The sequence below is a fragment of the Kitasatospora sp. NPDC057015 genome (assembly GCF_042673745.1).
GTDB lineage: Bacteria > Actinomycetota > Actinomycetes > Streptomycetales > Streptomycetaceae > Kitasatospora.
In genome coordinates this window covers 275,334-297,492 of record NZ_JBHUSG010000005.1, presented here as the reverse complement: position 1 = coordinate 297,492, position 22,159 = coordinate 275,334, and the positions used below count along the sequence as shown (strand labels likewise).

The window sequence follows — 22,159 nt, the reverse complement described above, 5'->3', positions numbered from 1 at the left end:
TTCGGGAGCTCGGCTTCAGGAGCTCAGCGCCGCGATCGAGTCGCGCAGCGCCGCCGGGACGTCGGTGACCAGCTGGTGCACGCCGTCCCGGACGATCTGGCGCCCGCCCACGACCACGTGCCGGACGTCGGCGGCGGAGGCGGCGAACACCGCGGTCTCGGCACCGAGGCGGGCCGGCGGGCCCGCGGTGCGCACCGAGTCGAGGGCGAGGACGGTGAAGTCGGCGAGGGCGCCGACCTCGATCCGGCCCGACTCGGGCCAGCCGAGCGAGGCGTGGCCGTCCTCGGTACCGGCCCGGAGCAGCGCGTTGGCCGTCCAGTGGCCCCGGGTCCGGGTGTGCAGCCGCTCGTTCAGCTCCAGCGCGCGGGCCTCCTCGAACGGGTCGATGACCGCGTGGCTGTCGCTGCCCAGGGTCACCGGGCAGCCGGCCGAGGCGAGCCGGCGGGCCGGGCCGATGCCGTCCGCGAGGTCCCGTTCGGTGGTCGGGCACATGCAGATGGTGGTGGCGGAGTCCGCGAGCAGCCTGACGTCCTCGTCGGTCAGGTGGGTCGCGTGCACCGCGGAGGTGCGCGGGCCCAGCACCCCGTGGTCGGCCAGCAGCCTGGTCGGGGTGACGCCGTGCGCGTTCAGGCAGGCGTCGTTCTCGGCGGTCTGCTCGGAGAGGTGGACGTGCAGCGGCGCCCTGCGCATCGACGACCAGTGCGCGACGGTGTCCAGCTGGTCGGCCGGCACGGCCCGGACCGAGTGCACGGCCGCGCCGATCCTGGCGTGCTCGCGCGGCTTCAGTCCGTCCGCGCGGGCGGCCCAGGCGTCGGCGTCCCCGTCGCTGAACCGCAGCTGCGGCTTGGTCGGCTCGGTGCCGAAGCCGGAGGCGAGGTAGCAGGTGTCCAGCAGGGTGATCCGGATCCCGGCCCGGGCGGCGGCCTCGATCAGCGCCTCGCCCATCGCGTTCGGGTCGTCGTAGCGGGCGCCGCCGGGGGCGTGGTGGAGGTAGTGGAACTCCCCCACCGCGGTGATCCCGGCGAGCGCCATCTCGGCGTAGACGGCGGTGGCGAGCGCCAGGTAGCTGTCCGGGTCGAGCGCCGAGGCGACCCGGTACATGGTGTCGCGCCAGGTCCAGAAGGTGCCCGAGCCGACCTGGACGGTGCCGCGCAGCGCGCGGTGGAACGCGTGCGAGTGCGCGTTGGCCTGGCCGGGGACGAGCAGCCCCTCCAGCCGGACGGCACCCGGCGGGCAGGGCCCGCTGTCCGGGGTGACCTCGGCGATCCGGCCGCCGTCGACGGTGCCGATCAGCACGTCCCGCTCGACCACCTGGCCGTTGACGTGCGGGAGCCAGGCGTACTGCGCCCAGAAGGTTACCGACACGCCAGGTCCTCCAGTACGTGGGCCAGCGCGGCGACACCGGCGAGGCAGTCGGCCTCCTCGGCGTGCTCGGCCGGCGAGTGCGAGACGCCGGTGGGGTTCCGTACGAACAGCATGGCGGTCGGGACGGCCGAAGCCAGGATCCCGGCGTCGTGTCCCGCGCCGGTCGGCAGGACGGGCACCCCGCCGAGCGTGCCGGCCAGCCGGTCGCGCAGGGCCGGGTCGAAGTCGACGACGGGGGTGAACGACTCCCGGGTCAGCTCGACCCGGACGCCGTCGCGCTCGCCCTGCTCGGCGGCCGCCGCCCTGATCTCCTCGACCAGCCGCTCCAGGGTGGCCTCGTCGGCCGCCCGGGAGTCCAGCCAGCCGCGCACCAGGGAGGCGATCGCGTTGGTGCCGTTCGGTTCCACCGCGACCTTGCCGAAGGTCGCCAGGGCGCCGGCCAGCCGGGCCCGCTCGCGGGCCGCGAGCACGGTGCCCGCGTAGGAGAGCATCGGGTCGCGGCGGTCCTCGATCCGGGTGGTGCCGGCGTGGTTGGCCTCGCCGTGGAAGTCGAAGCGCCAGCGGCCGTGCGGCCAGATCGCGCCGGCGACGCCGACGGGCTGCTCCTCGGTCAGGTAGCGGCCCTGCTCGACGTGGAGTTCGACGAACGCGCCGACCCGGGCGAGCCGGTCGGTGTCCGCGCCGATCGCGGCGGGGTCGTGGCCGGCCCGCTCCATCGCGTCCGGCAGCCGGACGCCGTCGGCGTCGCGCAGCTCGAACGCCTGCTCCCTGGTGAGCACGCCGGCGGTCAGCCGGGAGCCGATGCAGGCGACGCCGAAGCGCGCGCCCTCCTCGTCCCCGAAGTTGACGATGGCCAGCGGCCTGCGGAACTCCGCGCCCCGGGAGCGCAGTTCGTCCAGCGCGGCGAAGGAGGAGACCACGCCGAGCGGGCCGTCGTAGGCGCCGCCGTCCGGTACCGAGTCCAGGTGCGAGCCGGTGACGACCGCGTCGCCGGCCTGCGGATCGCCGAGCCAGGCCCACTGGTTGCCGTTGCGGTCCAGCTCGTAGGTCAGGCCGCGGCCCACGGCCTGCTCGCGGAACCACTCCCGGCACTCGGCGTCGGCCGTGTTCCAGGCGTGCCGGCGGTACCCGCCGGAGGCGGCGGAGCGGCCCACGGGGAGCAGCTCCGCCCACATCCGACGGAAGGAGTCCTCGCTCACAGCTCGTTCATGGGGACGCGGACCCCGCGCTCGTTCGCGACCTCGTCGGCGCGGTCGTAACCGGCGTCGACGTGCCGGATGACGCCCATGCCCGGGTCGTTGGTGAGCACCCGGCGGATCTTCTCGCCGGCCAGCGCGGTGCCGTCGGCGACCGTCACCTGGCCCGCGTGGATGGAGCGGCCGATGCCGACGCCGCCGCCGTGGTGGATGGACACCCAGGAGGCACCGGAGGCGACGTTGACCATGGCGTTCAGCAGCGGCCAGTCGGCGATGGCGTCGGAGCCGTCGAGCATCGCCTCGGTCTCGCGGTAGGGGGAGGCCACCGAGCCGCAGTCGAGGTGGTCGCGGCCGATCACGATCGGGGCGGACAGCTCGCCGCTGGCGACCATGTCGTTGAAGCGCTCGCCGGCCTTGTCGCGCTCGCCGTAGCCGAGCCAGCAGATGCGCGCGGGCAGGCCCTGGAAGTGCACCTTCTCCTGGGCCATCTTGATCCAGCGGTGCAGCGACTCGTTCTCGGGGAAGAGGTCGAGCACGGCCCGGTCGGTCTTGGCGATGTCCTGCGGGTCGCCGGAGAGCGCCGCCCAGCGGAACGGGCCCTTGCCCTCGCAGAACAGCGGCCGGATGTACGCGGGGACGAACCCGGGGAAGGCGAACGCCCGGTCGTAGCCCGCGAGCTGGGCCTCGCCGCGGATCGAGTTGCCGTAGTCGAAGACCTCGGCGCCGGCGTCCATGAAGCCGACCATGGCCTCGACGTGCCGGGCCATCGACTCGCGGGAGCGGGTGGTGAACTCGGCGGGCTTGGCGGCGGCGTAGTCCGCCATGTCCTCGAAGGCGACACCGGTCGGGAGGTAGCTCAGCGGGTCGTGGGCGCTGGTCTGGTCGGTGACGATGTCGATCGGCGCGTCCATCGCGAGCAGCTGCGGGAAGACGTCCGCGGCGTTGCCGAGCAGCCCGATCGAGAGCGGCTGGCGCCGGTCGCGGGCGTCGGTGGCGAGCTCCAGCGCGTGGGCGAGGCTGGTGGCCTCGACGTCCAGGTAGCGGTGCTCGATCCGGCGCGAGATCCGGGACGGGTCGCAGTCGACGCAGATCGCCACGCCGCCGTTCATGGTGACGGCCAGCGGCTGGGCGCCGCCCATGCCGCCGAGCCCGGCGGTGAGGGTGATGGTGCCGGCCAGCGTCCCGTCGAACTTCTTGTTGGCGACGGCGGCGAAGGTCTCGTAGGTGCCCTGGAGGATGCCCTGGGTGCCGATGTAGATCCAGGAACCGGCGGTCATCTGGCCGTACATGGTGAGCCCGAGGCTCTCCAGCCGGCGGAACTCCTCCCAGTTGGCCCAGTCGCCGACCAGGTTGGAGTTGGCGATGAGCACCCGCGGCGCCCACTCGTGGGTCTGCATCACGCCGACCGGCCGGCCGGACTGGACCAGCATGGTCTCGTCCTGCTTCAGGGTCTGCAGGGTGCGGACCATCGCGTCGTACGAGCGCCAGTCGCGGGCGGCCTTGCCGGTGCCGCCGTAGACGACCAGCTTGGACGGGTGCTCGGCCACCTCGGGGTCGAGGTTGTTCATGAGCATCCGAAGGGCGGCCTCCTGCTGCCACCCCTGCGTGGTCAGGGCCGTCCCGCGTGCGGCACGCACCTCGCGCGGACCACTCGTCTGCTGCTGCACCATGCTCGGTCTCCTTGCCGCCCACCCGGGTCACCCCGTATGGATACAGTCATTCATCATCAGCTCCTCTGAATATATCCAAACACCCGGTCGGGGGCCACCCCTCGCGGGGCGCGACGCGGCCGTCAGAGGCTGACCAGGACGATTCCGCCCGCCACGACCGCCGCGCAGATCACCCGGTGGCGCCCGAGCGCCTCCTTGAAGAGAAAGGCGCCGATGCCGGCCGCGAGCAGCACGCTGGTCTCGCGCAGCGCCGCGACCCTGGCCGTGCCGCCGACCGAGAGCGCCCAGAGCATCAGGGTGTACGAGAGCAGGGCGACGAGCCCGCCGAAGAGGCCGAGCCGCCACTGCAGGCGCAGGGTCCGCAGCGCCTCGCGGCGGCGGACGGCGAGCGCGAGCAGCGGCATCGGGACGCTCTCGACCAGGAAGAGGTAGACCGTGTAGCCGAGCAGGTCGCTCGCCGCGTGCACGCCGCCGGCATCGGAGACGGTGTAGCCGGCCACGCACAGGCCGGCGCAGACGGCGTACGCGATCGGCACCGCACGGATGTCCGCGCGGCTGTTCGAGAGCACCAGGCTGGTGATCCCCACCGAGATCAGGGCAACGCCGAACCAGGCGGTCCGGCCCAGCGGTTGGCCCATGACGAGGACCGACAGGACGGCGACGGACAGCGGCGAGACGCCCCGGATGATCGGGTACATCTGGCCGAAGTCGCCCAGTTGGTAGGCCTTCACGAGAAACAGCCGGAAGGCGGTGTTGAGGACGGTCGAGACGGCGACGAAGGTCCAGGCGCGGCCGTCGGGCGGGGCGACGAAGGGTGCGGCGGCGGCGCAGAGCACCAGCGCCGTGGCGTCGACCATGCCGATGGACATCAGGCGGTCGCTGCCGGCCTTCACGGCGGCGTTCCAGGAGGCGTGCGTCAGGGCGGAGGCGAGCGCGAGGACGGTCGCGAGCAGGGGGAGGGACACCCGGGCATTAGATCCAAGTTAGCTGTACAACTTCTTCGATTTTCGGCGGGCCGGCGAAGTGTTGGGCAGCGTTTCACCTGCCCGACACCCGCCTCCCGCCCGGCCGCTCCCGGCCGCACACCCGCCGGGCGGCCGCGGCGGCCCGCACTCAGGCCGCCGCGTCGCCGTCCCAGTCGATGCCGATCTCGGCCAGCCAGCGGCGGTCGTCCGCGTGCGGGTCGTGCCGCGCGGCCGGGGTGGCCGAGGAGGCAGGGGTGGCGGGAGTGGCCGGCGTCGCCGGGGTGCGGGGCGTACGGGGGATCTCCTGGATCGGGCCCAGGCCGTAGCGCTCCGCGGCGGCCGAGGCCGCGGCGTCCGTCTCGATCAGGCCGACGTGGACGGCGCTGTCGTCACCGGGTTCGAGGACGACGAGTTCGGGTTCGGGAAGGCGGCGCAGGGTGACCCGGCGTCCGCAGGTCGGGCAGGTCCACTCGTCGGCGCCCGTGGCGAGCCGGCCGACCAGCTTCATCTCGTGGATCACACGCATGTCGTGTACCCCCCGTCGGGCCCCGTCAACAGGGCCTGAGAAGGGGATGCCCCGGTTTGGGCGGACTCACTCCCCGACGCGCCTGCTCAGGATGTGTCTACTCCAAAAAGAGACCCCGGGCCGCCGCCGACTGCTCGATGGTCTCCAAACGGGCCTCCGCCCCGGGCAGTTCGTCGCACATCGCCTGCAGCAGCACCCGGCCCAGCATCATCGGGGCGCACGCCGTGTCGAAGACCAGACCGGTGCCGACGGCCGCCGGGAGCAGCACGTCGGAGAGCTTGGCGACGGGCGCGAAGGAGCTGTCGGCGACCGTCAGGACGGTCAGCCCGCAGTCCCTGGCCGCGGTCAGAGCGTCCATCAGCTCGCGCGGGTAGCGCGGCAGTGCGAAGCAGAGCAGGGCGCTCGCCCCGGCCGCGGCGGCCTGCTCCAGGCGGTCGACGAGCATCGAGCCGCCCTCGTCGATCAGCCGGATGTCCGGGTGCACCTTGGCCGCGAAGTACGCGAAGCCACGCGCCTGCGCCGAGGCGGCGCGCAGGCCGAGCACCGGCAGCGGCCGGGAGGCGGCCAGCACCCGGGCCGCGCGCAGGATCGGGCCGGGGTCGGCGAGCAGTTCGGCGAGGTGGCGCAGGTGGGCGATCTCGGCCAGCACCGCCTGCTGGTGCTCGTTGCGGACGGCGTCGTCCGGCGACTCGGGCGCGGCCGGCTCCCCGGCGCCCAGTTCGCGCAACTGCTTGCGCAGGGCCGGATAGCCGTCGAAGCCGAGCGCCACCGCGAAGCGGGTGACGGAGGGCTGGCTGACTCCGGCCAGTTCGGCGACCTCGACGCTGGAGAGGAACGGCGCCTCGGTGGCGTGCCGGACCAGCGAGTGGGCGATCCGGCGCTGGGTCGGGGTGAGCCGGTATCCCTCGAAGAGCTGGAGCAGCCGGGCGGAGGGGCCGACGGTGCCGGCGTCGTCGGTGGCGGTCATCGGCTTTTCCTCCGGATGCGGGCTGTTCGGACGACTGTGCAGCAGTCTCGCCCCACGGGCAAAGACGTCTCGACCGCCGGGACGCCCCCGACCGGGCGGACGGCGGTCTCGGGGTGACCCTGATTTACCCCTGAACCGCCCCGGAGAGCGGCGCGCGGCCATGGACCGCGGCCCGGCCGGGTGGTCACCATGGGCTCATGGAATCTCGCCAGGACGAACTGCGCCGCGACCTAGAGGCCGCGGTGCAGACCCGCAAGGAACTGGGCGCGGAGTACGAGAGCGAGATCGTCGACTCGTTCCTCGCCCGGATCGACGCCCGGCTGGACGCCCGGATCGCCCAGCGCACCGCCGACCGGCCGGAGTACCCGGCCGCCGAGCGGGAGCGGCGCCGCGGCCGGGGCAGCCGGTTCGGCCTGAGCGTCGTCTCCCTCGTGATGGGCATCCCGCTCACCGCCATCGCCTCCGAGAGCGCCGGGATCACCGGCCTCGTGGTGAGCTGGGCCGGGATCGTCGGAGTCAACGTCTCCGCGGCCCTGGGCGACCGCCTCCGGGAGCGGAAGCCGGACCGCGGCGCCCGGAGCGAGTGGATCTGACAGCCACTCACCACGGGCGCCGGCGGCCGGTCAGGCCAGCGGCCCGGTGACCCGCTCGACGGCCCGCAGCAGCTCGCCGGAGGCGACCAGCTCCGCGGCGGCCTCCAGGTCCGGGGAGAGGAAGCGGTCCCGGCCGGCCCCGCCGACGCCGGCCTCACGGGCGGCGGCCAGCGCCGCGGCGGTGGCCGGAGCGAGCGGTCCGCTGCCGTCGGCCTGCTGACGGATCTCCAGCGCGCGGGCGGCGGCGGTCAGCTCGACGGCGACGATCCGGCCGAGGTTCTCGACGGCCTGGCGCAGCTTGCGGGCGGCCGACCAGCCCATCGACACGTGGTCCTCCTGCATCGCGGAGGACGGGATGGAGTCGACCGAGGCCGGGACGGCGAGCCGCTTGTTCTCGCTGACCAGCGCGGCCTGGGTGTACTGGGCGATCATCAGGCCGGAGTCCACGCCCGGGTCGTCCGCCAGGAAGGCCGGCAGGCCGTGCGAACGCGCCTTGTCCAGCAGCCGGTCGGTGCGCCGCTCGGAGATCGAGCCGAGGTCGGCGGCGGCGATGGCGAGGAAGTCCAGCACGTACGCGACCGGGGCGCCGTGGAAGTTGCCGTTGGACTCCACCCGGCCGTCGGCCAGCACCACCGGGTTGTCGACCGAGGCGGCCAGCTCGCGGGAGGCGACCAGCTGGGCGTGCGCGAGGGTGTCGCGGCCCGCGCCGGCCACCTGCGGGGCGCAGCGGATCGAGTAGGCGTCCTGGACGCGCGGGGCGTCGTCCTGGTGGTGGCCGGTGAGGCCGGAGCCCTTGAGCACGGCGAGCATGTTGGCGGCGCTGAGCGCCTGGCCCGGGTGCGGGCGGATCGGGCCGTGCAGCTCGGGGGCCAGCACCTTGTCGCTGCCGAGCAGGGCCTCCAGCGACATCGCGGCGGTGATGTCGGCGGTGGTGAACAGCCGGGCCAGGTCCGCGATGGCCATCACCAGCATGCCGAGCATGCCGTCGGTGCCGTTGATGAGGGCGAGGCCCTCCTTCTCCAGCAGCTCGACGGGGGTGATGCCGGCCTCGGCGAGCAGCTCGCCGGCCGGGCGCTCGACGCCGTCCGGGCCGTACGCGACGCCCTCGCCCATCAGGGCGAGCGCGCAGTGCGAGAGCGGCGCGAGGTCGCCGGAGCAGCCGAGCGAGCCGAACTCGCGGACGACGGGCGTGATGCCGGCGTTGAGCAGGGCGGCGATGGTCTGCGCGACCAGCGGGCGGACGCCGGTGCGGCCCGAGGCGAGGGTCTTCATCCGCAGGAACATCAGCGCGCGGACGACCTCCCGCTCGACGGCCGGGCCCATGCCGGCGGCGTGCGAGCGCACCAGCGAGCGCTGCAGCTGGGCGCGCAGCTCGGGGCTGATGTGCCGGACGGCGAGGGCGCCGAAGCCGGTGGAGACGCCGTAGACGGGGCGCGGTTCGGCGGCGAGGGCCTCGATGGTGGCGCGGGCGGCCGCCATCTCGGCGAGCGCGTCGGGGCCGATCTCGACCCGGGCGTTGCCCCGGGCGACGGCGAGGACGTCCTCGGCGCTGACGTCGGCCTTGCCGACCTGGACGAGCGGCGCGTCATGGGCCACAGCACTGTGCATATCCATATACACCATCACATCAGGTGAATGAAGATATGACAACCGGCGGCGGAGACCCGTCCGGGTGATCGACCCCCGGACCCCCGGGCGGACCCCGGATTACCCGGCCCGCCCCCGGGTGGCGCAGGCTGGTGGGGCAGAGCGAGCGGAGGGACAGGGCTGATGGTGCGAGCGACAGCACGGCGCCGGGTGGTACGGCTGCGGGGGGACGGATCCAGCACCCGGCCGGACGCGCTGGCGGCGGAGGAACCCCTGGAGATCCGGGTCGGCGGCGAAGCCCTGACCGTGACCATGCGCACCCCCGGCCACGACTTCGACCTGGTCGCCGGGTTCCTGGTCGGCGAGGGGCTGGTGCACGGCACGGACGAGCTGGCCTCGCTGCGCTACTGCGCCGGAACCGACCAGGACGGCGCCAACACGTACAACGTGGTGGACGCCGGCCTGCGCACCGGCGGCGCCCTGCCGCTCTCCGCGCACCGCAACCTGCTGACCACCAGCGCCTGCGGCCTGTGCGGACGGGACACCGTCGACGCCGTCCGCACCCACGTCCGCTGGCCCGTCGCCGCCGACCCGCTGCGGGTGGCGCCCCGGCTGCTGTACGGCCTGCCGGACCGGCTGCGCGCCGCCCAGCGGACCTTCGACAGCACCGGCGGCCTGCACGCCGCCGGACTCTTCGACGCCGCCGGCCGACTGCTCTGCGCCCGCGAGGACGTCGGACGGCACAACGCGGTGGACAAGGTGATCGGCTGGGCCCTGCGCGAGGGCAGGCTGCCGCTGACCGGCCACCTGCTGCTGGTCAGCGGCCGGGCCTCGTTCGAACTGACCCAGAAGGCCGCCCTGGCCGGCATCCCGCTGCTGGCCGCCGTCTCCGCGCCGTCCTCGCTGGCGGCGGACCTGGCCGAGGAGCTGGGCCTGACCCTGGTCGGCTTCCTGCGCGGCGAGGGCGCCAACGTCTACACCCGGCCGGACCGGGTGGCCGGCGGCCGGCCGCTCGTACCGGGGCCGGACACGTCCCCGCTCGCCGACCCCGCTCCGACCCCGGCTCCGGGGCCCGCCCACCGGAGCTGAGGCCCGGTCCGGTCCGCCGGACCCCCGAACGGCGAACGCCGGCCGTCGCACCCGCTCACGGCGGGTGCGACGGCCGGCATTCGCGGGCGGCAGCCGGTCGCCCGGAGGTCAGTCGCCCGGCGGTCAGTCGCGGCTGCGGCGACGGAGCATCAGCACCACGGCGATGATCACGGCGATCACGACCAGCAGCACCACGATGCCGATCACCACGCCGATCAGCTTCCCGAAGAACCCGGACTTCTTCTTGGACTTGGACTTCGACTTCGCCAGCTCGGTGTGCTTCTTCGCGGCGGCGGCCGTGTGACCGCCGACCGCGGCCGGTGCGGCCTGGGCGGCCTGCGCGGGCGCCCCCTGGACGGCGGCCACCGCCACCCGGGGCGCGGCCTGGGCCGGCCCCGCGGCCACGGCCGCGCCGCCGAAGGCCAGCGTTATGGACAGGACCACACTCGCCAGACGTGCTCTCATCGACTCATCTCCCCGATCCGGACGGGCCCGGGTGGCCGCCGATCGCGCTCACTGTGCCACGCGCTGCGACGGGTGCGACAGGCCCGCGTACCCGACTGTTCCCGGACCGCTACCTGCCCGGCACAGGGCGGTCACCGACGCTGGTCCGGCTACCCCGCCGGGCCCGGTCCATGCGGGACCTCTCGGGGACGACGGGATCGGGTCGGCGGCCTCGGATCGGCGGCGCCTCAGGACGGCGGCGGAGAGGCCGGCCCGGAGAGGGCGACGGCGACCAGGGCGCGCATCGCGGCGGCGACCTGACCCAGCGGCAGCGTCGCGTCGTCGGCGAAGAGTTCGACCAGCCAGCCGCCCGCGACGTTCTGCCCGCCCGCGCCGACCATCCCGCGGTAGCCGCTGACCACCAGCATGGCCTCCTCCGCCGGGTCGTTGCCCGCCGCACCCGCGCGCAGTGCGAAGGCGCCGCCCCGGACGGCCCGCCGGGTGAGCGGGTAGTGGCGCAGGTCGAAGATGGCGTCCGGGGCCTCGATCTGGGCGCGCTGGGTCTCCGCCCGCGTACTGCTGGGGCCGCTGGTCATCCGGTACACGGCGTGCTGGACGGTCCGCATCAGGTGCGAGCCCGGCGGGACGTAGGAGATCCACCAGCCGACCGCGTCCAGCAGCCGGGCCGCGGTCTCGGCGACCCCGGCCAGCCGGCCCAGGGTGTCGGCGGGGTGGTGGGCGCGGACGGAACCGACCTGGTCGAGGGTGGCCAGGACGGCGGTGAGCAACTGGCCCGGGTCGGCGCTGTGGGCGGCGCCGCGGATCCGCCGGCGGTCACCGGCGGCCCGGGAGCCGGGGCCCCGGCCGCGGCCGTCCGCCCGGTGGTGCGGGTCCGCGGCGTCGGCGAGCAGCACCGTCGGATCCGGGGTGAAGCCGGGGCCGTGGCTGCGGCCGGCGACCACGGGGTGGGCGGCCCGGGCGGCCTTGGCGCGGTACTGGGCGGCGTCGGCGAGCCGGAACAGCCGGTCGGGCGTGGTCACCGGGCCGATCGAGTCGCCGGTGGAGGCGACCCCGCAGGCCACGCCCTCGCCCTCGGCCAGGGCCAGCGCGCGGGCGCAGAGCTCCTCGGCGACGGCGACCACCTCGTCCGCCTTCTGGCCCTCCGCCAGCAGGCAGAACTCGTCGCCGCCGAGCCGGGCGGCGAGGCTGCCGGGGAGCTTGGCGGCGGCCAGCGAGAGCTGGTGGGCGAACCGTTCCAGCAGCCGGTCGCCGACCTCGTGGCCGAGCTGGTCGTTGACCCGCTTCAGACCGTTGACGTCGCAGACCACCAGCGACACCACGGCGCCGTCCCGGTTGTGGGCCTCCAGTGCGCTCTCCAGCCGGGCGTCGACGGCGCGCCGGTTGGCGAGTCCGGTGAGCGGGTCGGTGAAGGCGAGCCGGCGCAGGTCGGCGAGCCGCTCGGTCTGGGCCAGGCCGGCCGAGATCTGGGCGGCGAGCAGGGTGGCGTAGTCGGCGTCCCCCTGGGTGAACGTCGGCAGTCCGGCCGTCCGGGCGAGGTAGAGCTCGCCCCAGGCCTGGCCGTGCAGCACGATCGGTGCGACCAGGCAGCACTCGCGCCCGCGCCGGCGCAGTCCGGCGGCGCGGTGCTGGCGGAACGCGCCGGCGCCGGGCTGCGCGTGGCCGGCCGGTTCGGCGCCCTGCTCGGGCTCGGCGGGTTCGGCGGTCTGGAGCCAGGCGCGCGGCAGCCGGCCGGTGGTCCAGCGCTCCTCCAGGTAGGTGACGATCTCGGGGAAGTCCGCGACCGGGTAGGACTCGTCCTCCGGCAGCTCCTCCTCGCCCGGCGCCAGGTCCCCGTGGTTGACCAGCACCCGCAGCCGCCCGGACTCGCGGTCCCAGACGGACACGGCCGCCATGGTGGCGTCGAGGGCGGCGGTGGCGCGGACGGCGGCCACCCGGACGGCCTCCAGCGGGGTGAGCGCGCCGGCCATGTCCTGGGCCAGCTCGACCACCGACTGCAGCCGCAGGTCAGGGGTCAGCGCGGACTGTTCGCAGTCCGTGACGCTCGCCTCACCGCTCACCGGCTCGCCTCGATCCTGTGGTCGGTCTGTCGGTCGGTCCGTGGTCACCGGCCCCGCGGCCCGGCCCGTGCCGGAGCGCGGTCCGTGCCCCAAGACTAGGGGGGATACACAGTCGTATGCCCCATTTGTCAGGGATAACGTGTCCGACCGCGCCGTGGTTTCAGTCGTTGCGCGTAGGCGCGGGCCCGGACCGGCGGCCACCGCGGGCCCTGCTCACCACGGCTCCCGGGCTCAGCCGCGCGGGGGCCGCCCGGACGGGCTCAGCCGCCGTGCACCCGCCGCGAGAGCAGCCAGGGCTCGACCAGGCCGAGACCGCGGACCGGGCGGCGCCACATCGGCTGCAGCCGGAACCGGTGCCCGGCGTTGACGTCCACGCCGACCGGCAGGCCGGCCGCGGCCGAGAGCGCCTCGGCCAGGTCCGGGCCCTCCAGCTCGGTGGGGGCGACGCTGCCGTTCTGCTCCAGCGCGGCGGCGAACTCGCCGTCGATCAGCACCGCGTCCTTGGGCGCGATGGAGGTGAGCCGGCTCGCCAGGTTCACCGTGGTGCCGAAGACGTCGCCCATCCGGGAGGTCACGGTGCCGAACGCCAGGCCGACCCGGAGTTCGGGCATGGTGTCGTCGCCCGCGAGCGTCTCGACCAGGCCGAGGGCGATCTCGGCGGCCGTCACCGGGTCCTCCGAGACGTACAGGATCTCGTCGCCGAGCGTCTTGATGACGCGACCGCCGAGGCCGGCGATCAGGTCGGAGCAGGTGTTCTCGAAGGTCTCGACGAGTTCGCCGAGCTCCTCCTCCTCCAGCCGGCGCGACAGCCGGGTGAAGCCGACCAGGTCGGCGAAGCCGACGGCGAGCCGGCCGCTGGTGATCTCGGCGTCCTCGGCGGCCTGCACCACGCGGCCGGTGACGGCCGCCAGCTGGCGGCGCCAGACGTAGACCAGGAACTGCTCCAGCTCCGGCAGCAGCAGCTCGACCAGCGGGTACGCGACGTCCGCGCGGGTGAGGCCCGGCTCGACGGCCTGGGTGAGGCTGTCGAGGAAGGTGTCCATCTGCCAGCCGGCCAGGCGGGCGGTGGTCTGGCCGGTGGAGCGGGCCACCTGGATCGCCATCGACTCGCTCAGCAGGCCGGACTCGACCAGGCCGGCCAGCCGGCGCAGGGCGATCACGTCGCCGTCGGTGAGCGCCCGGGACTGCCCGATGTCCGGGAACCCCATCGCCCGCCAGAAGCGGGTGGCCAGCTCCATCGGCACGTCGGCGGCCCGGGCGGCCTGGTACGGGGTGTAGCGGCGTGGTGCGTCCAGGATCAGCCGCTCAAGATCCAGCGCGACCGTCTGGTCGTCCGCATCCGCCTTGTCGCCGCCGCTGCCGTCCTCTGCCACCGGTCCGTCCCCGTGCGGTCGCCGCACTCGCTCTTGTCCCGCCTACTCGACTACCCCGGCGGTGGCGCACACCGCCCCGCCCGCCCAGGGGGTAGTGGCGCGCCTCACACCGCTGCCAGGTGGAATGTTCGCACGAAATCGCGTAATCCGGGGCATCCGGCCGGGGCCGACGGGCACCGGGGCACCGACTCAGCCGCTCTCCGGCCGTACGTGTACGACGTCCCCGGCCGCGACCGGCTGCCGCGTCCCGTCCGCCGTCCGGACCACCAGCCGCCCGTCGCCGTCGATCGCCACCGCCTCCCCGGTCAGCTCGCGTCCGCCCGGCAGCTGGACCCGCACGGCCCTGCCGAGGGTCGCGCAGCGGTCGGTGTACGCGGGCAGCAGGCCGCTCGCGTGCGGGTCGCCGGCGGCGGCCGTCCACTCGCCGTAGAGGTCGGCGAACTCGCGCAGCAGCGCCCGCAGCAGGGTGCCCCGCTCGGTGACGGCCGCGCCGGCCAGCGCGAGCGAGGCGGCGGCCGGCACCGGCAGCTCGTCCTCGCGCAGCGAGACGTTCAGGCCCAGGCCCGCCACCACGGCGCCGCCGGCCAGCTCGGTGAGGATGCCGCCGACCTTGCGCTCGGCGCCGTCCACGGTCACCTGGAGGTCGTTGGGCCACTTCAGGGAGACGTCCACCTCGGCGACCCGGCCGAGGGTGCTGGCCGCCGCCACGCCGACCAGGATCGGCAGCCAGCCGTAGCGCTCCACCGGGACGGCGACGGGGCGCAGCAGGACGGAGACGAAGATCCCGGAGCGGGCCGGCGCGGACCAGGTGCGCTCCAGCCGGCCGCGGCCGGCGCTCTGCTCCTCGGCGACCAGCACCGCGCCCTCGGGGGCGCCGTTGCGGGCGCGGGCGGCGAGGTCGCTGTTGGTGGAGCCGGTCTCGGTGACCACGTCGAAGGAGGTCCAGAGGCCGCCGGGGGCCAGCAGGTCGCGGCGCAGGGCGGCGGCGTCCAGCGGCGGACGGTCGAGGTCGGTCCAGGGGGACGGGCCGTTCTGGCCGAAACCGCGCAGTCCGCTGCGGCGGGGGGCGGTGGACCCGCCGGCAGGTTCGCTCTGTGACTCGCTCATGGGGCCGAGCCTAGAGTCTGGGCGTGGCGGCGGCGCGCAGGCGGGCCAGGAGGGGTAGGAGAGGAATGAGAGGAACGCGTGGCGGGAGTGGTGCTCCCGGACGCGGCCCAGCCCGTAGGCCGCCCCATCGTCCCGCATAACGCTGGTTAACACACTGTGTCGCTGGCCATAACGGGAAACCGTCCGCGCTGGCTACGCTACTCAACGGTAGTTCGTTGCGCCGCCCTGCCCTCACCCAGTACTGACAGGTCGCGGCCCATGGATCAGGGAGAGCCACCGGATGACCGAGGCGTCGTACGACCCGCACACCACCGCCGGCAAGCTCGCCGACCTCCGGCGCAGGCTCGACGAGGCGGTGCACTCCGGCTCCGCCGCGGCCGTGGAGAAGCAGCACGCCAAGGGCAAGCTGACGGCCCGTGAGCGGGTCGTGGAGCTGATGGACGAGGGCTCCTTCGTCGAGTTCGACGAGTTCGCCCGGCACCGCTCGACCAACTTCGGGCAGGCGAAGAACCGCCCGTACGGCGACGGCGTGGTCACCGGCTACGGCACCGTCGACGGCCGCCAGGTCGCCGTCTTCGCCCAGGACTTCACCGTCTTCGGCGGCTCGCTCGGCGAGGTGTTCGGCGAGAAGATCGTCAAGGTGATGGACTTCGCGCTGAAGACCGGCTGCCCGGTGATCGGCATCAACGACTCCGGCGGCGCCCGGATCCAGGAGGGCGTGGTCTCGCTCGGCCTGTACGGCGAGATCTTCCGCCGCAACGTGCACGCCTCCGGCGTGATCCCGCAGATCTCGCTGATCATGGGCCCGTGCGCCGGCGGCGCGGTCTACTCCCCCGCGATCACCGACTTCGTGGTGATGGCCGACCAGACCTCGCACATGTTCATCACCGGCCCGGACGTGATCAAGACCGTGACCGGCGAGGACGTCGGCATGGAGGAGCTGGGCGGCGCCCGCGCGCACAACGCCAAGTCCGGCGTCGCGCACCACCTGGCCGCCGACGAGAAGGAGGCCATCGAGTACGTCAAGAGCCTGCTCTCGTACCTGCCCTCCAACAACCTCAGCGACCCGCCGGCCTACCCCGAGGAGGCCGACCTCACCGTCACCGACGAGGACCTCGAACTCGACACCATCGTGCCCGACTCGGCGAACCAGCCGTACGACATGCACAAGGTGATCGAGCACATCCTGGACGACGGCGAGTTCCTGGAGACCCAGTCGCTGTACGCGGGCAACATCCTCACCGGCTTCGGCCGGGTCGAGGGCCACCCGGTCGGCATCGTCGGCAACCAGCCGATGGACCTGGCCGGCTGCCTGGACATCGCGGCCAGCGAGAAGGCCGCCCGCTTCGTGCGGACCTGCGACAGCTTCAACATCCCGGTGCTGACCTTCGTCGACGTGCCCGGCTTCCTGCCCGGCACCGGCCAGGAGTGGGACGGCATCATCCGGCGCGGCGCCAAGCTGATCTACGCCTACGCCGAGGCCACCGTCCCGCTGATCACCGTGATCACCCGCAAGGCCTTCGGCGGCGCCTACGACGTGATGGGCTCCAAGCACCTGGGCGCGGACCTCAACCTCGCCTGGCCGACCGCCCAGATCGCCGTGATGGGCGCTCAGGGCGCGGTCAACATCCTGCACCGCCGCGAGATCGCCGAGGCCGAGTCCGCCGGCCACGCCGAGGCCAAGCGCGCCGAGCTGCTCGCCTCGTACGAGGACACCCTGCTCAACCCGTACCTGGCCGCCGAGCGCGGCTACGTGGACGCGGTCATCGCGCCCTCCGAGACCCGCCGCCACATCGTCCGCGGCCTGCGGGCGCTGCGCGGCAAGCGCGAGGTCCTGCCGCCCAAGAAGCACGGCAACATTCCCCTGTAAGACCTGTTCCGGGAGAGGATTGAGCATGGCCCCGATCCACGTGCTGCACGGGCAGCCGACCCCCGAGGAGCTGGCCACCGTCCTGGCGGTGGTCTCAGCCCGGGCCGCCGCCGCGCAGGCCGCCAACGCGGCGGCCCGCGCGGGCGCCGGCCCGGCCTCCCCGTGGAACGACCGCGCCCGGCGCCTTCGCACCACCCCGAAGCCCGGCCTCAACGTCTGGCGCACCTCGGGCTGGGCCGGCTGACCCGGCCCCTCCACCCGCACGACCCGGGGCAGTCCGGGGCGCACCGGCCGACGCCGATGGCCCGGATTGCCCCGAAACCTGAGTACGGATACTCAGGCGCCCCGCCGACCGGGCGGCGCACCCTGGAGAAGTGCTCTGGTCAGACCCCCGCGACGAGCCCTCCCCCGACGTTCGTCAGCTGCAAGAACGGCTGCGCCGTGCCGGACCGCTGCTCGCCGTCCTCGCACTGGTGATGGCCGTGCTGCTGATGCTGTGAGCTCCCCGCCGGGCGGCCGCCCGGCGGGAGGCCCGCCCGGGGGGGCCGGACCGGGCCGCGAGGCGGTCCACGGCGGCCCGGGCCACCCCCGGCACCCCCTACCCTGGTGCCCATGACCGACCGCCGCGCCCTCGTCCTCGCCTCCGCCTCCCCCGCCCGGCTCGGGCTGCTGCGCCAAGCGGGCCTCGACCCGCGGGTGGTCGTCAGCGGCGTCGACGAGGAGGCGGTGACCGCCGCCAGCCCCTCCGCGCTCGCCCTGGTGCTCGCCGAGGCGAAGGCCAAGGCCGTCGCGGCCGAGCTGACCGGCGGGGAGCTCGTGATCGGCTGCGACTCCGTCCTGGAGCTGGACGGCGAGGCGCTCGGCAAGCCCGCCGACGCCGCCGAGGCGCTGGTGCGCTGGCAGTCGATGCGCGGTCGCTCCGGCGTCCTGCGGACCGGGCACTGCGTGATCGACACCGTCACCGGCCGGCAGTCCTCGGCCACCGCCTCCACCACGGTCCGCTTCGGCACCCCGGACGACGCCGAGGTAGCCGCGTACATCGCCTCCGGCGAACCGCTGTACGTGGCGGGCGCCTTCACCCTGGACGGCCGCTCCGCGCCGTTCGTGGACGGCATCGACGGCGACCCCGGCAACGTGATCGGCCTGTCGCTGCCGCTGCTGCGCCGGCTGCTGGCCGACCTCGGGGTGCGCATCACCGACCTCTGGACCTGATCCGCACCCGGGCCGCCGCCCGGCCCGCCACCTGCACCGCCGGCTGGGCCGGGGCCGCACCGGGCCCGCGCCGAACCACATTCGCCAGGCCCGAACCCTGCCGATTCCGACAGATCCCGGGCCGGACATCTGTCCCGGTGATCCAGCCTGGTGACGCGGCCGCGCCGATAGGCTGGCCGGGCCGCCGACCCGGAGAGGACAGCAGGGGATGACCGACAGCGTGCTCAACGTGGTGCTCGGCCTGGTCGCCACCGGGATCAGCGCCGCGCTCGGGTGGCTCGCCCAGAACCTGCGCCGACGGCGCCGGCTCGGCCGGGTCCGCGAGTTCTTCGGCATGCCCGGCGGGACGGAGTGCCTGCTGGTGGTGAACCGCCACGCGGCGTCCGCCAGTTCGAAGAGCGTCTCGCGAAACGACGTCTTCGCCCTGATGGAGCTCTCCGCCCTGGTGAAGGAGTGCGGTGCGCGCGCCGAACTGGTCGGCCACGACGAGGTGCGCCAGGGGCTGGGCCACAAGGCCGAGTTCTGCCTCGGCGGGCCCGCCAGCAACGACCGGACGGCCGCCCACCTGATCTCCTGGCTGCCGGGCGTCTCCTTCGCCCAGGACCCGGTCAAGCACCACGAGATGCGCCTCACCGTCGGGTCCGAGGAGTACCGCTACCAGAGCCCCTCCGAGACCCCGGGCGGCCGGGTCTACATGCTGCTGGCCCGGATCCAGACCGGGCACGGCGGCCGGCCCGCCTTCCTGATCGCCGGGCAGACGGCGACCTCCAACCACGCGGCCGTGCGCTACCTGGTGGCCAACCACCGGAAGCTGGCCCGCAGGCACGGCACGGACGGGACCTTCGCCCTGGTGCTGGAGCTGATCAACTCCAGCGCCTACGGACCGGACCTGGTCGAGCCGGTCGCGGACGTCACCCGCCAGGCCCTCACCCGGCCCGACACCGGCGCCACGCCGACCGTCGTACCGGCCCAGGCCCCGGCGCCCTCGTCATGATGTGGCGAAGGCCACGGCCCGACCGGGCCCCCACCCGACCACCCGTCCGGCCCCCGGCCTGACGGCGCCACCACCCACGACCTGCGGAGCGTCCCGTTCCGTGCCCGACCGGTCACGCATTCGCGTCACCCTCCGTGTGGGCTAGCTCACCACCTTGGGCTACTCGCCGGTACCACCCTGTAATCCCTAGACTCGACGAGGTTCAAGAAGGGAGCCATTGTGCGCAAGGTGCTCATCGCCAACCGCGGAGAAATCGCCGTCCGCGTCGCCCGGGCCTGCTCGGATGCCGGTATCGCCAGCGTCGCCGTCTACGCCGAGCCGGACCGGGATGCGCTGCACGTCCGCGCGGCCGACGAGGCGTACGCGCTCGGCGGCGACACCCCCGGCACCAGCTACCTGGACATCGCCAAGGTGCTGAAGGCAGCCGCCGACTCCGGTGCGGACGCCGTCCACCCGGGTTACGGCTTCCTGTCCGAGAACGCCGACTTCGCCCAGGCCGTCATCGACGCGGGCCTGACCTGGATCGGCCCGCCGCCGCAGGCCATCCGCGACCTCGGTGACAAGGTCACCGCCCGGCACGTGGCGCAGCGCGCCGGTGCCCCGCTGGTCGCCGGCACCCCGGAGCCCGTCTCCGGCGCCGACGAGGTCGTCGAGTTCGCCCGCGAGCACGGCCTGCCGGTCGCCATCAAGGCGGCCTTCGGCGGCGGCGGTCGCGGCCTCAAGGTCGCCCGCACGCTGGAGGAGATCCCCGAGCTGTACGACTCGGCGGTCCGCGAGGCGGTCGCCGCCTTCGGTCGCGGCGAGTGCTTCGTCGAGCAGTACCTCGACAAGCCGCGGCACGTCGAGACCCAGTGCCTCGCCGACCAGCACGGCAACGTGGTGATCGTCTCCACCCGTGACTGCTCGCTGCAGCGCCGCCACCAGAAGCTGGTCGAGGAGGCGCCCGCGCCGTTCCTGACCGAGGAGCAGAACGCCGAGCTGTACCGGGCGTCCAAGGCGATCCTGCGCGAGGCGGGCTACGTCGGCGCCGGCACCTGCGAGTTCCTGGTGTCGCAGGACGGCCTGATCTCCTTCCTGGAGGTCAACACCCGCCTGCAGGTCGAGCACCCGGTCTCCGAGGAGGTCACCGGGATCGACCTGGTCCGCGAGATGTTCCGGATCGCCGACGGCGAGGAGCTGGGGTACGACGACCCGGCGGTGCGCGGTCACTCGATCGAGTTCCGGATCAACGGCGAGGACCCGGGCCGCGGCTTCCTGCCCGCCCCCGGCAACGTCACGCTGTTCGCGCCGCCGTCCGGCCCGGGTGTCCGGCTGGACGCCGGTGTCGAGACCGGCTCGGTCATCGGCCCGGCCTGGGACTCGCTGCTGGCGAAGCTGATCGTCACCGGCGCCACCCGCAAGCAGGCGCTGCAGCGCGCCGCGCGTGCGCTGTCGGAGTTCAAGGTGGAGGGCATGGCCACGGCCATCCCGTTCCACCAGGCCGTCGTCACCGACCCGGCGTTCGCGCCGGAGGTGCACGGCGGCGAGGGCCCCTTCACGGTCTTCACCCGCTGGATCGAGACCGAGTTCCAGAACACCATCCCGGCGTTCTCGGGCGCGGGCGGCGAGGCCGAGGAGGCCGACGTCCGCGAGACCGTGGTGGTCGAGGTCGGCGGCAAGCGGATCGAGGTCTCGCTGCCCTCGTCGCTGGGCGTCTCGGCGGCTCCGGCCGGCGGCGGCGTGGGCACCAAGACCAAGCGCCGGGTCGGCGCCAAGAAGGCCGGTTCGGCGGTCAGCGGTGACACCCTCGCGTCGCCGATGCAGGGCACCATCGTCAAGGTCGCCGTCGAGGAGGGCCAGGTCGTCGCGGAGGGCGAGCTGATCGTCGTCCTGGAGGCGATGAAGATGGAGCAGCCGCTGAACGCCCACAAGGCCGGCACCGTCGTCGGTCTGAAGGCCGAGGTCGGTGCGAGCGTCAGCAGTGGCGCCGCGCTCTGCGAGATCAAGGACGTCTGACGCTCGGGTCCGCGTCGGCGAGCGGTCCGCACACCTCCGGGTGTGCGGGCCGCTCCGCGTTTCCGGGGCGCCGGGACGGACTCCGGGCCGCGCCCGACCCCGGTAGCGGCACGCCGGTAGCGGCGTTCGCCCCCGACAGCGGCGCACCGGCCGCCCGGCGGGTCAGGGGCGCCCGGAGGCGAGCGGGCGGACGACCATCCCGCCGTGCGCGCCCGGGCGGCGCTGACCGGGCAGCGGGGCACCGCCGGGCGGCGGACCGGCCCGCCGCGGACCGATGCCCACGGGAGCCGGGTGCTGCACCGGGCCGGTGCCGTGCACGGGCGGCTCGGCGGGCAGCCCGAGCGGGGCGACGTCGATCTGGACACCGCAGTCGGCCAGCGCGTCCAGCTCCCGGGCGGTGGTGTCGTCCGCGGTGGCGTGCTCGTCCGTCACCAGCCGGGTGATGGCGTCGGTCGGGACGGTCTGGAACATGGTGTCCGCGCCGAGCTTGGTGTGGTCGGCGAGGACGATGACCTCGGCGGCCGACTGCACCAGAGCCCGGTCCACGCTCGCGGAGAGCATGTTCGTGGTCGACAGCCCGCGTTCGGCGGTCAGCCCGCTGCCGGAGATGAAGGCCTTGGAGACCCGCAGCCCGTGCAGCGACTGCTCGGCGCCACTGCCGACCAGGGCGTAGTTGGAGCCCCGGAGGGTGCCGCCGGTCATCACCACCTCCACCCGGTTGGCGTGGGCCAGGGCCTGGGCGACCAGCAGGGAGTTGGTCACCACCGTCAGCCCCGGCACCCGGGCGAGCCGGCGGGCCAGCTCCTGGGTGGTCGTGCCGGCGCCGACCACGACGGCGTCGCCCTCCTCCACCAGTCCGGCCGCGAGATCGGCGATGGCGCTCTTCTCGGCGGCGGCGAGGTGGGTCTTCTGCGGGTATCCGGGTTCGCGGCTGAAGCCGCCGGGGAGCACCGCGCCGCCGTGACGGCGGTCGAGGAGCCCTTCTGCCTCCAGTGCCCGCACGTCCCTGCGGACGGTCACTTCGGAGGTCTGGACGACGCGGGCCAGCTCGCGGAGCGAGACGGCTCCGTTGGCGCGCACCATTTCGAGGATCAACTGGCGACGTTCTGCTGCAAACACAGAACCGAC

At 74.2% G+C, this 22,159-nt stretch carries 19 protein-coding genes and 1 pseudogene; 8 read left to right on the top strand and 12 right to left on the bottom strand.

The features are described 5' to 3' along the window. Positions 1-15: 15 nt before the first annotated feature. The 6 genes from ACFTWP_RS07645 to ACFTWP_RS07620 form a co-directional block, all read right to left on the bottom strand. Positions 16-1,365 carry a formimidoylglutamate deiminase gene (locus ACFTWP_RS07645; protein ID WP_380263310.1) on the bottom strand — a complete coding sequence of 450 codons (1,350 nt, stop codon included), beginning with the start codon at positions 1,363-1,365 and terminating at the stop codon, positions 16-18. Continuing rightward, positions 1,356-2,540 carry an allantoate amidohydrolase gene (locus ACFTWP_RS07640; protein ID WP_380263343.1) on the bottom strand — a complete coding sequence of 395 codons (1,185 nt, stop codon included), beginning with the start codon at positions 2,538-2,540 and terminating at the stop codon, positions 1,356-1,358. Before ACFTWP_RS07640 ends, ACFTWP_RS07645 begins: the two co-directional genes overlap by 10 nt. 20 nt (positions 2,541-2,560) lie before the next feature. Next, on the bottom strand, positions 2,561-4,231 hold the full coding sequence (gene hutU / locus ACFTWP_RS07635) for a urocanate hydratase (RefSeq protein ID WP_380263309.1): 1,671 nt from the start codon (positions 4,229-4,231) through the stop codon (positions 2,561-2,563). Positions 4,232-4,353: 122 nt separating this feature from the next. Continuing rightward, the gene (locus tag ACFTWP_RS07630) at positions 4,354-5,196 is read right to left on the bottom strand and encodes an EamA family transporter (protein ID WP_380263308.1); all 843 of its coding nucleotides are present in this window, start codon (positions 5,194-5,196) and stop codon (positions 4,354-4,356) included. Positions 5,197-5,344: 148 nt separating this feature from the next. Next, positions 5,345-5,722 (bottom strand): hypothetical protein, encoded by a 378-nt coding sequence (locus ACFTWP_RS07625; RefSeq protein WP_380263307.1) that lies wholly within the window; start codon positions 5,720-5,722, stop codon positions 5,345-5,347. 97 nt (positions 5,723-5,819) lie between these two features. Then, positions 5,820-6,689 carry a MurR/RpiR family transcriptional regulator gene (locus ACFTWP_RS07620; RefSeq protein WP_380263306.1) on the bottom strand — a complete coding sequence of 290 codons (870 nt, stop codon included), beginning with the start codon at positions 6,687-6,689 and terminating at the stop codon, positions 5,820-5,822. Positions 6,690-6,886: 197 nt separating this feature from the next. On the opposite strand from ACFTWP_RS07620, the gene ACFTWP_RS07615 reads away from it, so the two are divergent. Beyond that, entirely contained in the window at positions 6,887-7,282 is a 396-nt protein-coding gene (locus ACFTWP_RS07615) for a hypothetical protein (RefSeq protein ID WP_380263305.1), read from the top strand. A 30-nt stretch (positions 7,283-7,312) separates the two neighbouring features. On the opposite strand, the gene hutH is transcribed toward ACFTWP_RS07615, so the two are convergent. Next, positions 7,313-8,890 carry a histidine ammonia-lyase gene (hutH, locus tag ACFTWP_RS07610; protein WP_380263304.1) on the bottom strand — a complete coding sequence of 526 codons (1,578 nt, stop codon included), beginning with the start codon at positions 8,888-8,890 and terminating at the stop codon, positions 7,313-7,315. A gap of 162 nt (positions 8,891-9,052) precedes the next feature. Here hutH and fdhD point away from each other — a divergent pair, with 162 nt between their 5' ends. After that, positions 9,053-9,958, top strand: coding sequence for a formate dehydrogenase accessory sulfurtransferase FdhD (fdhD, locus tag ACFTWP_RS07605; RefSeq protein ID WP_380263303.1), 906 nt, complete (start codon positions 9,053-9,055; stop codon positions 9,956-9,958). 123 nt (positions 9,959-10,081) lie between these two features. Here fdhD and ACFTWP_RS07600 read toward each other — a convergent pair whose 3' ends face one another. The 4 genes and pseudogenes from ACFTWP_RS07600 to ACFTWP_RS07585 all read right to left on the bottom strand — a co-directional run bounded on the left by ACFTWP_RS07600 (position 10,082) and on the right by ACFTWP_RS07585 (position 14,960). Further along, a complete protein-coding gene (locus tag ACFTWP_RS07600) occupies positions 10,082-10,423 on the bottom strand; it encodes a hypothetical protein (RefSeq protein WP_380263302.1) in 342 nt (113 codons plus the stop codon). An 815-nt stretch (positions 10,424-11,238) separates the two neighbouring features. Beyond that, positions 11,239-12,438: pseudogene (locus ACFTWP_RS07595) on the bottom strand (diguanylate cyclase domain-containing protein); the annotation flags it as partial. Between the two features lie 302 nt (positions 12,439-12,740). Beyond that, a complete protein-coding gene (locus ACFTWP_RS07590) occupies positions 12,741-13,853 on the bottom strand; it encodes an adenylate/guanylate cyclase domain-containing protein (RefSeq protein ID WP_380263301.1) in 1,113 nt (370 codons plus the stop codon). Positions 13,854-14,042: 189 nt separating this feature from the next. Continuing rightward, a complete protein-coding gene (locus ACFTWP_RS07585) occupies positions 14,043-14,960 on the bottom strand; it encodes a biotin--[acetyl-CoA-carboxylase] ligase (protein WP_380263300.1) in 918 nt (305 codons plus the stop codon). Positions 14,961-15,240: 280 nt separating this feature from the next. On the opposite strand from ACFTWP_RS07585, the gene ACFTWP_RS07580 reads away from it, so the two are divergent. From ACFTWP_RS07580 to ACFTWP_RS07555, 6 genes are all read left to right on the top strand, one after another. Further along, the gene (locus ACFTWP_RS07580) at positions 15,241-16,830 is read left to right on the top strand and encodes an acyl-CoA carboxylase subunit beta (RefSeq protein ID WP_380263299.1); all 1,590 of its coding nucleotides are present in this window, start codon (positions 15,241-15,243) and stop codon (positions 16,828-16,830) included. A gap of 25 nt (positions 16,831-16,855) precedes the next feature. Further along, on the top strand, positions 16,856-17,074 hold the full coding sequence (locus tag ACFTWP_RS07575; RefSeq protein ID WP_380263298.1) for an acyl-CoA carboxylase epsilon subunit: 219 nt from the start codon (positions 16,856-16,858) through the stop codon (positions 17,072-17,074). A 130-nt stretch (positions 17,075-17,204) separates the two neighbouring features. Beyond that, positions 17,205-17,330: a morphogenic membrane protein MmpB gene (gene mmpB, locus ACFTWP_RS07570; protein WP_380263297.1), complete on the top strand. Its 126-nt coding sequence runs from the start codon at positions 17,205-17,207 to the stop codon at positions 17,328-17,330. Between the two features lie 112 nt (positions 17,331-17,442). Continuing rightward, a complete protein-coding gene (locus tag ACFTWP_RS07565; protein WP_380263296.1) occupies positions 17,443-18,042 on the top strand; it encodes a nucleoside triphosphate pyrophosphatase in 600 nt (199 codons plus the stop codon). Between the two features lie 208 nt (positions 18,043-18,250). After that, the gene (locus tag ACFTWP_RS07560) at positions 18,251-19,036 is read left to right on the top strand and encodes a hypothetical protein (protein WP_380263295.1); all 786 of its coding nucleotides are present in this window, start codon (positions 18,251-18,253) and stop codon (positions 19,034-19,036) included. 219 nt (positions 19,037-19,255) lie between these two features. Then, positions 19,256-21,031: an acetyl/propionyl/methylcrotonyl-CoA carboxylase subunit alpha gene (locus tag ACFTWP_RS07555; protein ID WP_380263294.1), complete on the top strand. Its 1,776-nt coding sequence runs from the start codon at positions 19,256-19,258 to the stop codon at positions 21,029-21,031. A gap of 162 nt (positions 21,032-21,193) precedes the next feature. Here the strand turns inward: ACFTWP_RS07555 and ACFTWP_RS07550 are convergent, their stop codons facing one another. Continuing rightward, positions 21,194-22,150, bottom strand: coding sequence for a DeoR/GlpR family DNA-binding transcription regulator (locus ACFTWP_RS07550; RefSeq protein ID WP_380263293.1), 957 nt, complete (start codon positions 22,148-22,150; stop codon positions 21,194-21,196). Positions 22,151-22,159 lie beyond the last annotated feature (9 nt).